11 protein-coding genes are annotated in these 15,525 nt (G+C 46.7%); 6 read left to right on the top strand and 5 right to left on the bottom strand.

The annotated features are described in order from the left end of the window. Positions 1 to 11 precede the first annotated feature (11 nt). Positions 12 to 974: an NAD-dependent epimerase/dehydratase family protein gene (locus WC659_00555; protein ID MFA4872412.1), complete on the bottom strand. Its 963-nt coding sequence runs from the start codon at positions 972 to 974 to the stop codon at positions 12 to 14. Positions 975 to 1,030: 56 nt separating this feature from the next. Here WC659_00555 and WC659_00550 point away from each other — a divergent pair, with 56 nt between their 5' ends. Further along, a complete protein-coding gene (locus WC659_00550; GenBank protein MFA4872411.1) occupies positions 1,031 to 2,167 on the top strand; it encodes a glycosyltransferase family 4 protein in 1,137 nt (378 codons plus the stop codon). Between the two features lie 240 nt (positions 2,168 to 2,407). Here WC659_00550 and WC659_00545 read toward each other — a convergent pair whose 3' ends face one another. The 4 genes from WC659_00545 to WC659_00530 form a co-directional block, all read right to left on the bottom strand. Next, positions 2,408 to 3,139 (bottom strand): hypothetical protein, encoded by a 732-nt coding sequence (locus tag WC659_00545; protein ID MFA4872410.1) that lies wholly within the window; start codon positions 3,137 to 3,139, stop codon positions 2,408 to 2,410. Between the two features lie 148 nt (positions 3,140 to 3,287). Next, on the bottom strand, positions 3,288 to 6,977 hold the full coding sequence (locus WC659_00540) for a hypothetical protein (GenBank protein ID MFA4872409.1): 3,690 nt from the start codon (positions 6,975 to 6,977) through the stop codon (positions 3,288 to 3,290). A gap of 337 nt (positions 6,978 to 7,314) precedes the next feature. Then, positions 7,315 to 8,499: a hypothetical protein gene (locus WC659_00535; GenBank protein ID MFA4872408.1), complete on the bottom strand. Its 1,185-nt coding sequence runs from the start codon at positions 8,497 to 8,499 to the stop codon at positions 7,315 to 7,317. Position 8,500: 1 nt separating this feature from the next. Then, positions 8,501 to 9,073, bottom strand: a complete 573-nt coding sequence (locus WC659_00530; protein MFA4872407.1) for an RNA polymerase sigma factor — start codon at positions 9,071 to 9,073, stop codon at positions 8,501 to 8,503. A gap of 204 nt (positions 9,074 to 9,277) precedes the next feature. Here WC659_00530 and WC659_00525 point away from each other — a divergent pair, with 204 nt between their 5' ends. The 5 genes from WC659_00525 (at position 9,278) to WC659_00505 (ending at position 15,524) form a co-directional block, all read left to right on the top strand. After that, complete coding sequence (locus WC659_00525) at positions 9,278 to 9,544, top strand: helix-turn-helix domain-containing protein (GenBank protein MFA4872406.1); 267 nt, start codon at positions 9,278 to 9,280, stop codon at positions 9,542 to 9,544. Between the two features lie 174 nt (positions 9,545 to 9,718). Further along, the gene (gene gmd / locus WC659_00520; protein ID MFA4872405.1) at positions 9,719 to 10,780 is read left to right on the top strand and encodes a GDP-mannose 4,6-dehydratase; all 1,062 of its coding nucleotides are present in this window, start codon (positions 9,719 to 9,721) and stop codon (positions 10,778 to 10,780) included. A 4-nt stretch (positions 10,781 to 10,784) separates the two neighbouring features. Continuing rightward, positions 10,785 to 11,738 (top strand): GDP-L-fucose synthase, encoded by a 954-nt coding sequence (locus WC659_00515; protein MFA4872404.1) that lies wholly within the window; start codon positions 10,785 to 10,787, stop codon positions 11,736 to 11,738. Beyond that, positions 11,739 to 13,532, top strand: a complete 1,794-nt coding sequence (locus WC659_00510) for an ABC transporter ATP-binding protein (protein ID MFA4872403.1) — start codon at positions 11,739 to 11,741, stop codon at positions 13,530 to 13,532. 27 nt (positions 13,533 to 13,559) lie between these two features. Further along, complete coding sequence (locus WC659_00505; protein MFA4872402.1) at positions 13,560 to 15,524, top strand: hypothetical protein; 1,965 nt, start codon at positions 13,560 to 13,562, stop codon at positions 15,522 to 15,524. Position 15,525: the final 1 nt, after the last annotated feature.

The following is a 15,525-nucleotide window of genomic DNA, read 5'->3' as shown; positions in this document are numbered from 1 at the left end:
ATATGGAAATATTAATAATCAGCTCTGTAATATTTTTTATGCCATTCCGCCAATTCTTTTAACCCTTCATCCAATGAGACACATGGCTCCCATCCATACTTTAGTTTTGCAAGTTTAATATCGGCATAAGTATTGATGGGATCCTCTCGTGGAATCGCATGTTCGCTCTTAACAATTGCATCAATACCGATGATTGCTTCAAGCCTACTAACCAGCTCCTTGAGAAGGATTGGATGAGAGTTACCAAAATTGACAAGTTCACACTCTGCTTCGGGATGACCAATCACTGAAATGACTCCGCGAACAATATCGTGCACCGATGTAAAGTCACGCGCGATATTACCTTCCCATTTCAGTTCAATAGGAGCGTGATTAAAAATAGCATTAGAAACAATATAAGGAAGGGTATCCGGACGTCCCCATGGGCCGTACACATTAAAAAAACGTACTCCGGTAGATTTAATTCTCGCAGTAAGCCAATAGGTCCCTGCAATCAATTCCGTTGCACGCTTGGTTGCAGCATAAATCGATGTAACTTTTTCTATTGAATGATTCTCATTGAACGGAATGTCCTGAACCATGCTATACACTGAAGAAGAAGACGCATACACTACCCAATTCACTCCTGCTTGTTTCGCTGACTCAAATACTGCAGTAGTTCCTTCAACATTTACCCGCGCGTAAGTTAATGGCTCTCTACTTGAATAGCGCACGCCGGGTGCTGCTGCGAAATGTACGATGCAATCATACGGTTTATCTTTAAGCAACCTGACCATCAAAGAAACATCAAGAATACTGCCACGTACAACGTTAACGCCGCTAAGGAGGGCTTCAACACGTGCCTCCTTAATTTGAGCACGATAGTTAATTGAAGAAAAATCATCAATCACCGTAACTACATCTCCTCGTTCGTGTAATGCTTTTGCCAACCATGCACCGATAAAACCAGCGCCACCGGTTATAAGTATATTCATAAATTAATAAGTAATTTCTTTGACCTTCCGCTTGTTCCATTCTATCATGAATATATATGGAAATACCAGCCCGCATGAAAAAAATTCTCTTCCTCGTCACCCAGTCGGTATGGGGAGGGGCGCAGAGGTATGTCTTCGACTTGGCATCGCATTTCGCATCCCGCGGATGGGATGTCACGGTCGCGGCAGGAGAAGACCCAGAGGGAGAGCTTTTTGCCCGTTTACAAGATACCGGCGTGCACGCAGTGTATCTCTCAAGACTAAAACGTCCCCTCTCGCCGCTGAATGACGTCGCCGCTATCGCAGAAATCTATCAACTTTGCCGCAGTATCCGGCCGCAAATTGTCCATCTCAATTCATCGAAGTCAGGATTTCTAGGCGCATTAGCCGCGCGCTTCGCTCGCGTGCCGAAGATAATCTATACTGTGCATGGCTTGGTGCTCAAAGAGCCTCTCGCGCCTATCATTAAGCTTATCTACTGGCTAGCGGAGTGGTTTGCGGGAAAACTGCGCGATGTCACGATTTGCGTTTCAGAAGACGATCACCGTGCGGCAATCCGCGCACATATTGCCAAGCCGCAAAATATAGTGACCATACCCATAGGGATTAAGGAAATTTCATTTCTTACACGCGACGAGGCACGATTGCATCTTTCTAAAAAATTTCCTCCCCTCAATGCTGCTGCAACATGGATCGGCACCATTGCAGGATTATATGCGACCAAGGGATTGGATACGCTGCTTGAGTCGGCAAAAACTATTATCCAAAAAAATCCAGAATTCCATTTCCTCATCATTGGCGAAGGACCGGAAAGAAATAAACTTGAGCAATTTATTGCCGCAAATCATTTACAAAAAAATTGCCACCTGCTGGGGCATATTCCTGATGCTGCCGTGTACCTAAAAGCGTTTGATTGTTTCGCACTTCCCTCGCTCAAAGAAGGCCTTCCCTATACCATCCTCGAAGCGCTTGCCGCGCACATTCCTATCGTCGCAACACGCGTGGGAGGAATTCCTGAAGTTATGGAGGAAAATGCTATGTATCGCCTCATTGATCCGAAGGACTCCTTTGCGCTTACCGAAGTGATTCTCTCGGTGCTCTCCGCAACTTCCACTGTTCGAGAATCACCACCCAAGCCGATCCCCACACTTCAAACGATGATCGCGGCGACCGAACGCGTGTATCTCAATTGATTAAGGTTTTGTGGATGTTATACTCAATTGCTATTCAAATTCCGATTCTATCGTCATTCCCGCCCCGTATCACTGTACGGGGTAAACCATGGCCTCGCGCAGGCGGGGCTCCGGCGGGAATCCAGACGCCGTCCTCGACCGAGATCGGGGAACACCAAACGAAAATCGATTGTTTGTTTGTTTTTTATTCCTGGATTCCAGATCTCGGTCTGGAATGACAATCGGAATTGGGTTGGCAAATTAGTATAATTTATCTATCTCTGCCTGAATCAACTCTTTTTTAGGATACTTTGGATCGAGCGCGAGTACCTCGCGATAATGTTTTAGCGCTTCATCCTTTTCTCCACGATCACGTTCGTAACTTGCCATAAGCGCGGTGAGCTCTGCTTTCTCCGTATTTGTTCTTGCTGCCTTTATCCCCTCTTCCAGAAGCGGGTCAATTTGGCCTTTCCTTTCGGGCATGAGCTTATCGTATATCTCGGCAAGATTTCTGTAGAAATTTATATCGGTCGGCTCATTTTTTAGAGCCTGCAGGTATGCCGCTTCGCCCTTGGCTGGTTCATGGAGAAACCACGCATAGAGATCCCCAATATTTGAAAATGAGATGGAGTTAAGGGGACGGATCTCGCCCAGATGCTCCCACGCATCGCGCGCTTTCTCAAACGCGTTTAAATTCTTATGCACGAGCCCAATATCCAGCCATGCATTAAAATTGTCGGGGTTTGCGCGAAGCGCATTGGTATCATTGGTGAAACGCTTAAAAAATTTCTCACGCGCCGAATCCGGAAGATTGGGGTCAAGATTCTCAAACTCGAATAAATGAGCATAGGGCTGAAGTTCCGCCGGTAATCCGTTGCCGGAATAAACTGGCGGTCGTTGACGATATTGTTGGTAATATATTCCTCCGCCGATTACGATTATTATTGCCGCTAACAGAAGTAAAATTCTGTTCTGTTTTAATTGGTATATCATATTTCAAATCCTTAAATTATCATAACAACAGCTTAGCAAATCCATCATCCAGAAACAAGCATCCGCCCCCCGCAATTGCGGGGGGCGGAATGCCACTCTGGCGATTCAATCGCTGTCAATGCATCTTAATCTCATCTAAATGATCAGTTTAGATTGATTGCGCAGTTGACGAGGTTGAATCAAGGCCTTTCACGCGGTAACCGTTGGTCCATTGTGCCGTATTAGTGGCAGTCGTGGAGTTGTTACCATAGTTAAGGTCAGACCAGATGAAGTCGTCCTGATCGTCGGAATCTACACCGGTGCACGCATTATCGCTTGCTCCGGTAGTGCCTGCGCACTCAACCACGGTTGATGGGAAGGTTGCATCGCCTGCGAGCGCAACGTTCACGCCATTGGAGACGCTTGAGCTGTAGCCGCTTACGCTGGCCTTCAAAGTAAAGGTTCGCGAGCTGCCTGCAGGAATCGATCGATACTCACCGCCTTGGCCTATACCGCTTGAATCCGTGTCAAACAGGAACTCGAGATATCCTGACGCCGGAACAGCGAGGTTCTGCGACGCTACGGAGAGGGTGCCTACTGCGCCCTGGGTATACCCGCTGTCGCGTAGCTCGAAGCTGGATGCGGTGACCGTGGTCGTTGAAATGCCGAACGTAAGCTTATAGAGAGCTACTTCGCCCTTCGGATCCGCGGCAATGGTGAACTTGTAGAGTTCATAGGTGCCGTTTGAAGTAAGCTTATTCGTCACTCCGCTCGATACGTCAACTGTTGGCACAGTCTTATACAGGGTAAAGGCATTGAACGTGGGCGTGCCAGTAATCGTGCTTACGCTATTGCCAGATGACGCACCTTTTGCGGTAATATCACCGGTTGCGTTAATCGAGAACTGGAAGCCCTCGCCCATGGCGCCCTTGGATCCTGATGGCGTGTCAACTTGCGCCGTATCAACCTTGAGGGTATAGAGCTTGGTAGTGTTTGCGGCAACCACGAATGGATCAAGTGACACATCGAAGAGCACCTGAACCGGAGCGGAAGAATCTGAAGAGGTTGGAGTAACCCCTACAGTCTTCGTGCCGTCAGTGAGCCAAATCTTGTCAACTTGATCTGGACCGCCGCTGTTCACCGCTGAGAGCCTGAACCAAATCTTTTCTACATTGATATCCTCATGCCTCGATTGCATGGAGAATACGCCCACAGGGAGTCCGGTGGATGAACCGGGAACATGCCCTGCGATTGGCGTAGACGCGTCTGCCGAGAGCGTGAGTGTGCCAGCATCAGTGAGTGTCATCGCTTGGCCGTCAGAATAGCTGTAGGTAGGAGTAATGGTCGCGCCGGTATCCTTGCCTGTCGCCGCGATAGCATTCGTCGCATCATTCTGAAGCCCGAGTTTCACTGTGCCAGACGTGACGCTCTTGGAGATATTCCCCTTGAGCGACAAAGTCTTGGAGGTTCCCTTCGGCACTACAAGCGCATTCACAAAGGTGAAGGTTGAAGTAGCCGATGCGGCTGCAGTGGTGTTCGTCGGATCAGGATCATTTGACGTGACGAGCTCGAGGGAGCCGTCATAAAGCTTCAATCCTGAAATCAACGCAGGGTAGGAAGACCCCGTGGTATGCATGGCAGCCTTTATCTGCGTGACACGGATATCTTCGCCAGAACCTTGCGCGTCAAGCACATAGTTCGTAAAGGTATGCCCATTGGTGCCTGCGACCACGGTCTGTGCCACAGGAGTCGTGGAAATGTTCGCCACAAGAGATCCTGCCTGCACCGTTTGTGTGGTAGAGGTTTGGTATGTCGCGGGCGTCGGGGTGACCGTCTTGCCTGTCGTGACGCCCTTTGAAGTGATGTCTGAAGGCTTAATTTTCACTAACACCGTATCCGCAGACACAAAATCAGTGCTCAAATCACCCTTAACGGTGTATTTATGAATGCCGACGGGCACCGTAATGGTATCAGTGGAAGTTGCGGTAATATCTGCGGTAGTTCCTGTAGGGTCTACCGGACCGGCTACCGCAAGGCCTGCCTCGTCATAGAGCGTGATATTGGTCACGTCAGATACGTTTGCCGCGGAGCTTGAAACGGTAACCTTGATGCCGAGAGAAGTGATGGAAACATCTTCACCCTTTGCCTCAAAATTAAACATGCCCAAGATCTGGCCTGTGGAGCCGTCCGTTATCTTGTTGGACGCGGTGGCGACAGGCTCAATCTTTAGCGAGCCAGTATCAATGGTCACGGCATAACCGCTCAATCGAGGATCAGTCGCTGATGGCCATCCTGTTGCCAGGACATAATAGCCATAGGTTAATCCCTTTACCACGACATCGGTATTCTTTTCGATGTCAAAGTCCACCGTGCGGTTTGATCCAGAATCAATATCCGCCTTGATGGTAAACTCTTTGTTCTTCCCCTTATCAATCAAATATGGGGTTGCAAGCTTGAAGTGCGCTTTCTTGTCCACTGGATTGGACAGGGACGCAATCACAACGCCGTCAACCAAAAGATTGACATTTGAAATGTCTGAATCGTCAGCTGAACCTGCCTGATCCCAGATAAGCTCTTCCACCTGCACTTTTTCTACTGAATCATTGCTAAGTTTCACCGAGGTGAAGGCATATTGTTTGGTGCCGATCTTCTGGGTAGAAGTGGCGCCGGGGTCAAGCGGACCGCGCGCGACGGTTACGGCAGCGATACTGATAGTGTTATTGGCAGTCATCGGGTTGCCATAGATTGGCAGCGATGCTGACAAGGTGCCGCTCTTGAGGGTAACTGCAGCCAAACCAAGGATCGGCATTTCACCAGAGTTTGAGGCCATCGCTGACGTATTACCGGTCAGCATGATCTTCTTGGTAGTGCCGCTTGGGATGGTGATGTCATCATACAATGTGGCTTGGTGCACGGAGTTAAAGGATTTGTTTAATCCCACCTGCGTCCCATCCACAAGAATGGTGATATCTGAAAATATCGAGTCCTGCGCAATGCCGCCTCTTTGGATTACCATCGAGTCAATCACTGCTTCGCCGCCGGTTGCGGTCGCATTGATATAGGTAAACGGAACGCGCGCAGCGCTTTTCACGAAGACGCCAGACGCGGGCGTGTCAGCAGAGAGCGCCAATGAAAGCGTGCCGCCTGCCGCGGGGCCGGTGCTCGTGGTGCCGCCAAATACTGCAAGCGTGTCCTCTTTGCCTGTGACAGAGGTGCCTGAAGTGTAGCTGGCGAGACTGGTCGCGGTGAGCACATTGCCGGTCTTCATCATGTTCGCGGTGAGCGCCGCATCAGTGGCGAATGGCCGCTTGGTATTGCTCTCGGCAATGTAATAGACCGTGGCGGAGCTCTCTTCTTTCACTATAGAGCCAACCGGGTATGTTGCAGTCGTGACATCTGCGCCGGTGGTGTAGTTCACGAAGAACGGATCTGGAACGTCATCAATTCTCTTGTTCCAGTTTGATCCGTAGAGGGAAACGGCGATCGCTTCCGATGTTACCCATCGGAGAGTTCCGTTTGGCTCAACCGCATATACCTTCGGATCGGTCGTGATCTTTATTAACCTGGTACCTGGTTTGTAAGTCACGTTGCCGCCGATGGGATACGATTGGAGCTCGGATTGCGATACCGTTACCACTCCAGAGAAGTCGCTGTACCACGTAAAGTATGCCTTGTCGTTCGGGAATACAAATCTCTTGCCGCCCTTGAGAAGGTATACCGCAGGATTACCCGGCATCTTGATAAGATCGCCGTCCTGCGCGCCCTTCACTTGAACGGGGAGAACAAATATTCCGAGCGACCATACGATAGTGGCGCCCACAACTCCCCATGTAAAACTTTTTTTGATAAAATTCGACATTCGTACTTCCTTTCGCACCCTGCCGGTAGATAAAGTACCGTACAGTGTGTATCTTGCCTGTTACTTTATTAATAATGATTCGACCTATTAAAATCAAATATAACAGACAAGTTTATTAGCGTTACAACTTATTTATCCAAATGCTTGAATAAATAAGAGGCCGACCTTTTTAAATTATAAAGTTATGACATAACCCTCTATGAGCAATGCCATAAATCTTTATTACAAATAAAACTAAAATATTCTTGCTCATCTACAACAATAAGTCGCATCCAGGCAAGCATCCCTTTTCTCTGTACATTATACATTAGAACAACAGAATACTCTTTTGTCAACTTTAAAGATCAAACCCCAACGGAAACTCTGGCGGTTCTTTTGGTGTTTGTTCAATATTTTCTTCAATATTTAGAGGTAATGAAGTAGTGCTGGACAATACAGATCTATTCGAATTTCCAGAAGGTTCTAGCACTACAACAGGTTCATCCACAATGACGGGTGTACTGGATTCGTTAGTTGAAGTTACTGACTGTAAACTTCCTATAATTTCTATGGAATCCCCCTCTACAATGCCTTTGGAAGATTCTAATAATTCATTGGATTCAATAATATGGTTTAGTGCAATGCTTAAATTTCCTTCTTTAAGCGCAATCTCGGCATTGTTAATAGCATTTTCAAGATTCTTTATATTATCTGTCTTTGCAGCCGTTTCCGGCTCTTGTGCCCCTTTTAACGTATTAATGCTTTCTTTGGCGGCAATAATCTCATCCTGCAGCTTTTCAGCGACTGCTTCCTGCGCCTTGGTATCTTTTGTGCCGTCAGAATAGGTTACCAGAGCCTGCAGCGCAGTAATCTTCAATCGCGATGACGCCGCAATAGCTCTATTGTACTTCGACTGCATGGCGATCGGAGCAGATTCTCGAAGATTTTTCAGCGTATTATGTGCATATATGGCTTTATCGGTTGCGGAAATTATGGTGGGTACCACTTGTGAGTCCAATTGAACCCCCTTTAATGTGCCGATCCTATCGTTTACTTTGACTAACCGCTCGTCAAGAGTATCTATGACCGCGATTACTGCGAAAGAAGATGCGTCATTTGTGCTCATTTCTTTGAGCTCGCTCACTCCCTTATCAAAAAGCTGGATTTCCAGTGCAGTACGCCTCGTTGGCTGGGAATGGAGCGCCACGTTCGTATTCTCCAAGGTTATCCTTACTTTATATAAAGGGGAGCCGGGTTTTGCGTGTAAGGAATATGCCGAACCTGCGCCGACTATCACCAGCACAATTACCACTGCGGTTGCCACCTGCGGAATAATGCTAAAATGGGTTTGTATATATGATTTCCAAAAAACGAATAATGAAGTCGTTTGTATTGGTAAGGGAGGTATGCGGCTATTTTGTGTAAACGTGATAGAACCAGCGCTATTCAGCACTTTTGTGCGCAATGAAACAAGGCTGCGCTCCGGCACCGATGTGTGCTGGCGAAGATTTATTAATGATTTTATGAGATCATTATCTCGCATATCACTTATTAGCACTTATAGTACTTTCTACTAATTTCTTGAGCGCTTTGAGCGCCCTATGGAGCGTAACGCGTACCGCGATGTGAGATTTCTGCATAATCGCCGCAATCTCATCTATTTCCAGATCTTCTATATATCGCAATGAAAGTAGTTCACGATATTCTTCTTTCAAGTTCCCAAGCTCTTTCGCTATGATTCTGTTTTGGATAGCGGTGTCGATAAGTTGTTCCGAATGCAAAAGGGGCGTAAGAGACTGTTCGTCCTGCAATAACTCTTCATTCCATTCTATGATAACTGAAGAACTGCGTGATGACTCCCGGTAATAATCTATAATCGCATTCCGCGTTGATTGATAAAGAAACGCCCTGATGTTCGTTATCATTTTCCCTTTCGCAATGGATTCAAATACCCTTAAAAAAACACTGCTCAATATATCTTCCCTATCCTGTGTATGTGCAATGCGAAAGGAGATATAACGATAAAGAGAAGGGGCAAATGTGTCGTACATTTCTCCTAAGGCCTCTCTGTCGCCCTGCCGTATCCTTTCAATTAGGCTATCTGATGCGTCTTGCATTAAAGTAGACGTTATTAAATACCATCTGTTACACCTGAATATTGTCTTATTTTTATATAATTTATAACAAAATTTATACTAATATCTAGATATATCTAGAAATCCAATGTGGATAATTATTATTTATACTATGAACTTCTAGACTTGTCTAGATTTTAAAACTATTATATAGTGATTATGTTTAATATGATTATACCTTAAGATATGCCAGAAAATAATGCACCTTCATCTATTCCTTTAATAAGGGTATCGGTTTCAGAGGCAGCAAAGTTATTCGGCCTCTCTGATAAAACAATAAGAACCGCGCTAAAAAATAAGGAGATTAAATTTATCGTTATCAAAGGAAGATATAAGATCAACTTTGAAAGCCTGCTCGCATGGACCCAAATATCCCTGCGGCGCCAAAATAAACTTCAGCGGCACGGTATAGGCAAATATGTTAAACAATGGGATATAAGCGCTGAATCATAAGGAAATACTGATATGCTGCTCTTATGATACAATTATACCAGTACCGTAAAAATTAAGTTATTTAAAGGTGAATCTTGAATATGTAAAGTACACGGATATTAAACGCAATACTGGCATACCAAATTAAATTATTACGGTACCAGTAAGCTCCGATATCAATAGCAGATAACCCTTATGAAAAAAGCGCTCATCACCGGCATCACTGGTCAAGATGGTTCTTATCTTGCAGAGCTGCTATTGCGAAAAGAATATGAAGTGCATGGCATCATACGAAGATCATCAAGCTTTAATACCGAACGCCTCAACCAGATTTACCAGGATCCCCATGAACAGGGCAGAAAACTGTATCTCCATTATGGGGACTTGGGTGATACGAGCAGCATTAACCGCATCATTGAACGCACAGAGCCAGATGAGATTTACAATCTTGGCGCGCAAAGCCATGTTCAGGTAAGCTTTGAAATTCCAGAATTTACCAGCAACGTCGATGGTCTTGGCACTCTGCGCCTTTTAGATGCGATAAAAGACACCAAAGCGCATGTGAAAGTGTATCAGGCGGGTTCAAGCGAGATGTTCGGCAAGGCGCAGGAGACGCCGCAAAAAGAAACAACGCCATTTCATCCGCGCTCACCCTACGCCTGCGCCAAGGCGTTCGCCTACCACATAGCCGTAAATTACCGTGAAGCGTACGGGCTCTTCGTGTCTAACGGCATTCTTTTTAATCACGAATCACCCCGGCGCGGCGGCACTTTCGTCACAAAAAAAATTACCAATACTCTGGCGAAAATAAAGCTTGGTTTGGCAAAACCTGGAGTGCTTTATCTTGGCAATCTCAATGCACGGCGCGACTGGGGCTATGCGCCTGAATATGCAGAAGCGATGTGGCTTATACTTCAGCAGAATACGCCTGACGATTATGTAATCGCAACAGGCGAATCACACAGCGTACGCGAGTTCGCAACACGCGCAGCCCAGCTGGTAGGATACAACCTCGAATGGCGAGGCAACGGAATGGATGAAAAAGGCATTGATGCGAAAAGCGGCAAGGTTTTGGTAGAAATCGATCCGCGCTATTTTCGCCCTTCAGAGGTTGATATGCTGCTCGGCGATGCGACTAAAGCAAGGGAAAATCTTGGCTGGACGCCGCATACCTCATTTGAGGAACTGGTCCGCATCATGATGGAAGCTGAATTTCGCACAATGGGTGAGGATCCTGCTAAATTTATGCAACCATAATACTATGGATACTTATTCAAAAATTTTCGTCGCAGGGCATACAGGACTTATGGGACATGCACTGCTGCAAGTATTACAAAAGTATGGATATCATAATATCATTACAAAAACTCACGCAGAACTTGACCTCACCAACCAGAACGCGGTAGCTGAATTCTTTACGCAGGAGAAACCAGATTATGTATTTTTGCTAGCGGCAAAAGTGGGCGGTATTATCGCTAATAATACATTACCCGCAGAATTTATTTATCAAAATCTCGCGATTACCGCTAATGTTATCCATCAGTCCTATCTCTCCCATGCAAAAAAATTGTTGTTTTTTGGATCTGCGTGCATATATCCGCGTGAGTGCCCCCAACCCATGAAAGAAGAATATCTCCTTACAGGGCCCTTAGAACCAACAAATGAACCGTATGCGATAGCTAAAATCGCCGGCATGAAAATGTGCCAAAGCTACAACCGGCAATACGGCACCAATTATATCGCTATTATGCCCATTAACTTATATGGGATTCATGACAATTTCCATCCAATCAATTCTCATGTAATTCCCGGATTAATGCGTAAATTTCACGAAGCAAAAATACACCAAGCGCCTGAACTTCAACTCTGGGGATCAGGAACCGCGATCAGGGAATTCCTTTATAGCGAAGATTGTGCGGAAGCGTGCCTTATGCTCATGGATAAATTTAATCCCACCAAAACACAGAATGAACGCGGAGAAATATTTTTTAATGTGGGAACCGGCATGGGCATCGCCATTTATGAACTGGCAGAACTTATGAAAAAAATTACAGATTATCACGGGACAATCGTGTGGGACCATACCAAACCCGACGGTATGCCGATGAAAACTCTGGACACGAGCCGGATAAACGCATTGGGCTGGAAACCGAAGATTGAATTGAAAGAAGGTTTAACGAAAATGTACGAATGGTACCAACATAATCTTGTCTAAATGGCTGCTCTCCTGAAAGACAATAAAATCACCTTCGCCTATCACCTACTCAATAAAGCTTTTGGCGCATATAAGCCGCAAGTGGCGCTCATGACTGCCTTGGGATTCCTGAGCGGTTTGCTCGAAGGAGTGGGCATTAATGCGGTCATCCCTCTCTTTTCCCTAGTAAGCGACACTACGCCCCCAGGAGCCGATGCTATATCCAATATCATCAGGACGGCATTCGTCCGCGCTCATATAGCCTTCACATTCACCTCGCTCGCTATTTTGATCGCCCTCCTGTTTATCGCGAAAGCATTCGTGCTCTTTGCGGCCAACTATCTCAACGCTCGCATGAGCTATAGCTACGAGATGAAAATGAGGACGGAACTCTTCCGAGAGTCGCTCGACGCGTCGTGGCCGCACTTGCTCAACCAGAAAATCGGCCACTTGGAAAAAGTGCTTGTGGACCATGTGAGCGCTTCCTCCGGGGTGCTCCTGCTCTTGAGCTCTTCCGTCCTCATCCTCACCAACCTCATCATGTATCTGCTCGTGGCAGTCAACATATCGGCGCCGATCACGATCGTCACGCTCATTGTTGGCGCCGCGCTCTTTCTCATCATCAAACCGCTGCTCTACCGCACGCGCAAGGTGTCATACCGTCTCTCGGAAATGGGAAAGGCCGTCTCCCACCACATCAACGAGCACATGATCGGGATAAAAACCGTGAAAGCTATAAACGCAGAAACAAGCGTCCTCATAAGGGGAGAACATCTCTTTGAACATTTACGGCGCGCACGCCTCCAGCTCTCACTCTACAACAGCGGACTGAACGTGTTTATCCAGCCAGTCAGCATCGTATTCATCCTTGCAGTATTCGCCTTCTCTTACCAATCGCCGCAGTTTAACTTCGCCTCCTTTGCCGTTATTCTCTATCTCATTCAAAAGATATTCTCGTACGTCCAATCCATGCAGGGAAAGCTCAACGGTATGAGCGAATCGGCGCCCTACCTCAAAAGCGTCACCGATCATCGCGAATCCATGCGCCAGAATCGGGAACACGACGAGGGAACGCAGCCTTTTTCTTTTCAGTCGCTCCTCGCGATCCGCGACGTACAGTTTCATTACCACCGCGAAACCGATGCGGTGCTGAAAAACGTACGGTTTGAAGTGAAAAAAGGATCTATGGTGGGGATCATTGGGCCTTCCGGTTCAGGCAAAACCACCGTCGTCGATCTGATACTGCGCCTCCTCACACCGCTCCATGGCGCCATTACCCTCGATGGAATAGACATACATTCCATCCGCCTGGCGGACTGGCGGCGCCATGTGGGCTACGTGTCGCAAGACATTTTTTTGCTCAATGACACCATTGAGCATAACATTACGTTCTACCATGATTTGACACGCGCAGAGGTTATGGCCGCCGCGCGCTTGGCGTATATTCATGATTTTATTGACAAACTTCCCGAAGGGTACGGCACCGTAGTGGGGGAAAGGGGAATGGAGCTGTCTGCCGGACAGCGGCAACGCATCATCCTCGCTCGCGTCTTGGCGCGTCAGCCTGATATCCTCATTCTTGACGAAGCGACCAGCGCCCTCGATAATGAATCAGAAGCGCTTATCCAACGAACGATCGAGCACTTGAAGGGAAGGGTGACGATTATCATCATTGCGCACCGCTTAACCACTCTCAAGCATTGTGACTCATTGATTATTCTCCAAGATGGGATCATTAAAGAGCGCGGCAGACCCGATGCGCTCCTCAAAGACAAAGATTCTTATTTCTATAAAGTGAATACCGTTCACTTTTAATGAATAATATTTTTAATGAATATCATTATGTTTGACTGGTACTTTCTCATCATCATTGTCCTTTCCTTAGGCTCTGCCATTTACTTCTCATGCCGCACACGAGGAAGCCAGTATATCACCGATGACACCGATAACGAAAGACAAGTCTATGCCGCAGCTCAAGCCTACAAATGGCGCCTGCCGTCTGATATTCACAAATATGGCATTGGGAAGACGCGCATGAAAGATGTGACGATCATGTTGATTGCGGTATTCCAAAAAATCATGGGGGACAAATTAACAGAACATCCGCTTCTCACGATGTGCGGATTCGCCAATGCCGCTTCCACGATTCTCCTCTACCTCATTGGAAAAGACTATTGGAACGCATCTGTCGCTTTTGTAGTAAGCATATTGTTTCTTACTTCCCTATGGATTTGGCAAGTGGCGCTTTTCGGCGGACATATTATTGATGGCACCACAATCTTTCTTTTAACAATTCTCGTCGTCCAGCAAGTAAACGATTATACCGCTGCCACTACCAACGCCTTTCTCTGGTTAGGAGTCAGCGGCGCGCTTTTTAGCCTTACTATGTTTGCCTCAGCTTCGTCACGAAAATATTTTATGCTGTTTCTGGCTGCGATCTTCTATGCCAAATACTCTCCTCTACTCATCGCCTCTGACCACCGCGGGCTTGTCGAGCTTTTGCGCCACAATCATGTAACGCTTATAAATATCTGGCTCCCTCTTTTCACCTTCATCGGTCTTCTCATGCTCTGGGGATGGTATAAAAAGATAGTTACGGAAATTTACTACGAACGAGCGCCGCGATTCCTTAACAAAATCATCAATAGTCGAGGTAAATTCACCCTGGATCATTATCTTGCCCACGCCCACGCCCGGCTTGTGGTAGTTACAAAAAAAGTAATAGCGCTTGTTCTCTGGGTAATCATTATCATTAATGCGCTCGGCATATCCTACTTCCTGCCTGTGCTTGCCGGATTTGCCATTACTGTTATTTTCTTCAATATTCCAAATTTGCCGTATAATCTTAAACAATACTTCTGGTACTACTATGCCGGCCAGACCAAGGGTCACTTTCGTCTCTATGTAAACTACTTTGCCAGTATTGGCAAACCGATTAACTATTATATGCGCGGCGCGGGTTGGCGCTGGGTTCCTAGACTGTTCTGGCGCTTTGTTCCCCTACCTACCGCCCTCTGCGGACTGGGCGTAATATACCTGGCAGGTCTTGGGTACCTGTCAACCCGGCCGCTGTTGATTATCATTCCGTCTTTGGCTATGTTGCTGCTGGCGATCTCCCCTATTGCGTGGGGAGAATTTACGAAAGGACCCCAGCTTGGACGCTCATACCTGCCAGGGTTTATCGGCATGCTTATGTTTATTGGTTATGCGCTTTTTCATGTTACTACCGCGCCGTTTCTATTTTGGTTGACTGCGATCGGTGCATTCATACCTACCGTGATTTGGAATTGGCTTCAGCTCGCGCGCGATATCTACCCGGCGCGCATGACAAGCGCTTTCCTCATTCGCAAACTTGATGCCCTTGGTATCACGCAATTTTCTACCTATAAAACCGTCTATAATGACGCTGTTATTAATAATATTAATCCTACGATACGCAATAAATACGAAATTCAGTATATTAACACTCTCAACGAAGTCAAGAATGGCTATGTCATCATCCCGGGCACAAGCAGCAAAGCATTAAACTTAGAATCAGTGCCGGAAACGATTAAAGATGGAGACTTCACTAAAGATCCCGCATTAAATGAGCTTTTGCGAACGAGGCAAATCAAAGAAGTGGCTGTAGCCCAATTAAAAACATTTGGCACAAGCCGATTCTGGGGACATGAAAGCGAGGTGCCCAGCTACCGCGATCTGATCCTACATGAAATTACGGAGAAAGACCGCTGGCGCGGCTACGCCTGGATTATTGACATGAGCAAATTTCCCAACCCCGTGATTCCCTCTTCTGCTCTCTCAATGTAAA

The sequence above is a fragment of the Patescibacteria group bacterium genome, assembly GCA_041645165.1.
Classification (GTDB): domain Bacteria; phylum Patescibacteriota; class Patescibacteriia; order 2-02-FULL-49-11; family 2-02-FULL-49-11; genus 2-02-FULL-49-11.
This window is presented reverse-complemented; position numbering and strand designations above follow the sequence as displayed.

What these genes read in the sequence shown, in the direction of transcription:
- WC659_00555 (MFA4872412.1), bottom strand. Translation starts at nt 974, where the DNA reads ATGAATATACTTATAACCGGTGGCGCTGGTTTTATCGGTGCATGGTTG.
- WC659_00550 (MFA4872411.1), top strand. Translation starts at nt 1,031, where the DNA reads ATGGAAATACCAGCCCGCATGAAAAAAATTCTCTTCCTCGTCACCCAG.
- WC659_00545 (MFA4872410.1), bottom strand. Translation starts at nt 3,139, where the DNA reads ATGATATACCAATTAAAACAGAACAGAATTTTACTTCTGTTAGCGGCA.
- WC659_00540 (MFA4872409.1), bottom strand. Translation starts at nt 6,977, where the DNA reads ATGTCGAATTTTATCAAAAAAAGTTTTACATGGGGAGTTGTGGGCGCC.
- WC659_00535 (MFA4872408.1), bottom strand. Translation starts at nt 8,499, where the DNA reads ATGCGAGATAATGATCTCATAAAATCATTAATAAATCTTCGCCAGCAC.
- WC659_00530 (MFA4872407.1), bottom strand. Translation starts at nt 9,073, where the DNA reads ATGCAAGACGCATCAGATAGCCTAATTGAAAGGATACGGCAGGGCGAC.
- WC659_00525 (MFA4872406.1), top strand. Translation starts at nt 9,278, where the DNA reads ATGCCAGAAAATAATGCACCTTCATCTATTCCTTTAATAAGGGTATCG.
- gmd (MFA4872405.1), top strand. Translation starts at nt 9,719, where the DNA reads ATGAAAAAAGCGCTCATCACCGGCATCACTGGTCAAGATGGTTCTTAT.
- WC659_00515 (MFA4872404.1), top strand. Translation starts at nt 10,785, where the DNA reads ATGGATACTTATTCAAAAATTTTCGTCGCAGGGCATACAGGACTTATG.
- WC659_00510 (MFA4872403.1), top strand. Translation starts at nt 11,739, where the DNA reads ATGGCTGCTCTCCTGAAAGACAATAAAATCACCTTCGCCTATCACCTA.
- WC659_00505 (MFA4872402.1), top strand. Translation starts at nt 13,560, where the DNA reads ATGTTTGACTGGTACTTTCTCATCATCATTGTCCTTTCCTTAGGCTCT.